This window comes from Vaccinium witches'-broom phytoplasma str. VAC, from assembly GCF_000309405.1.
In the GTDB taxonomy this organism is placed as follows: Bacteria; Bacillota_I; Bacilli_A; order Acholeplasmatales; family Acholeplasmataceae; genus Phytoplasma.
Genome location: NZ_AKIN01000050.1, coordinates 1 through 1,744, shown reverse-complemented (window position 1 = coordinate 1,744; position 1,744 = coordinate 1). Strand labels below are relative to the sequence as shown.

General features: G+C 29.6%; 1 pseudogene. It reads right to left on the bottom strand.

Annotated elements, in window-relative coordinates:
• Positions 1 to 1,286: pseudogene (gene ftsH, locus RI68_RS01550) on the bottom strand (ATP-dependent zinc metalloprotease FtsH); the annotation flags it as partial.
• Positions 1,287 to 1,744: the final 458 nt, after the last annotated feature.

The window sequence follows — 1,744 nt, the reverse complement described above, 5'->3', positions numbered from 1 at the left end:
ATAGTTTCTTGTTCTAACAATGTGTTAGCTATTTTATCTAATAAATATTTATTTTCTTTAATTATTTTTCTTGTTTCTTCCATACATTAATCTATTATTTTTTTAATTTCTATATCAACATGTTTTTTATCTGTATCTTGGACTGATCCTAAATCAGACATCCCTAATTTAGTTACCATTTGAGTCGCTATTTGGGTCGCTGATTTGAAATCACCGTAAGCTCCGTTATAAATATTATCAAACATTAATTCTTCGGCTGCTCTTCCGCCTAAATAAGAGATAATATTAGCTAACATTCTTTTCTTAGAGAAAAAGAAAGTTTCTTTTTCTGGAAGCATTAAATTATAACCACCAGCATTGCCTCTAGGAATAATAGTTACTTTTTGGACCTTCGGAGCATGTTTTAATTTTAAACCAATGACTGCATGTCCAGCTTCATGATAAGCTACCATTTTCTTTTCTTCTTCATCATATTTACGGGATTTTTTTGCTGGACCCATTAAAACTCGATCAATAGCTTCATATAATTCTTCATTTGTTATTGTTTCTTTATCATTTCTAACTGTTAAGATAGAAGCTTCATTTAAGACAGAAGCTAATTGAGCACCGCTCATAGAAGGCGTTTGTTTAGCGATTTGAGAAAAATCAACCGATGGATCTAGTTTTTTATTTCTCGCATGTACCTTTAAAATAGCTTCTCTAGCTTTAACATCAGGCAAACCAACTGTAAATTTACGGTCAAATCTTCCTGGTCTTAATAAAGCAGGATCCAACATATCAGCTCTATTAGTAGTGCCAATAATAATAATTCCTTTAGAAGTAGTAAAACCATCCATTTCGGTTAATAATTGGTTAAGAGTTTGATCCTTTTCTTGAGAACCGCCACTATTCCCGCCACCTCTTTTACCAACTAAAACGTCAATTTCATCGATAAATAAAACACAAGGAGCGTTTTGTCTTGCTTCTTTGAATAACGATCTTATTCGGGAAGCGCCGACTCCGACATATTTTTCTATAAACTCAGAACCTGAAACAGAATAAAAAGGTACTTGAGCTTCACCAGCTAAAGCTTTCGCTAATAAAGTTTTTCCTGTTCCTGGCGGCCCTTCTAATAAAACTCCTTTTGGAATAGAAGCTCCTATATCTTGGTATTTTTTAGGATTTTTTAAAAAATCAATTAATTCTTGCATTTCTTCTTTTTCTTCTTCATTACCAGCCACATCTTGGAAAGTGAATGAACTTCTTTTAGAAGAAGAAATTTTTTTATAAGATGAACTATCATTTCTTAAAAACATTTCTCCCCAATAACCTAACAATAAAAAAGTGCAAATAGGACTTAAAAACTTATCTATCGTGCCTTTAATATCGTAATTAATAATGATGTTAAATAAATAATATTTTTTAAATCGATAAATACCGTTCGATCTTTTTGGATTCAGGATATATTTATCTAATACATCTGATACAATAGCTAAAAAATAAAAAATAATTAACATAATAATGATGTTTTTAAAACTAATTTTTTGTTTTAATTTCTTAATGAATTTAATATCAATTCACCCTGATAATACCTTTCTTTAATTTTTGGCTATATAATTGACTAATGGAATATTAAATCGATAATCTTTGATTAAAGCTAATACTTTTTTAAATATTTCTTCATATGTTTGTTTGAGGTGCCCCACAAAAGTGGATCCAAAAGGAAACAACTAATTGAACCAAATTGTTTATTAATTAAAATAAA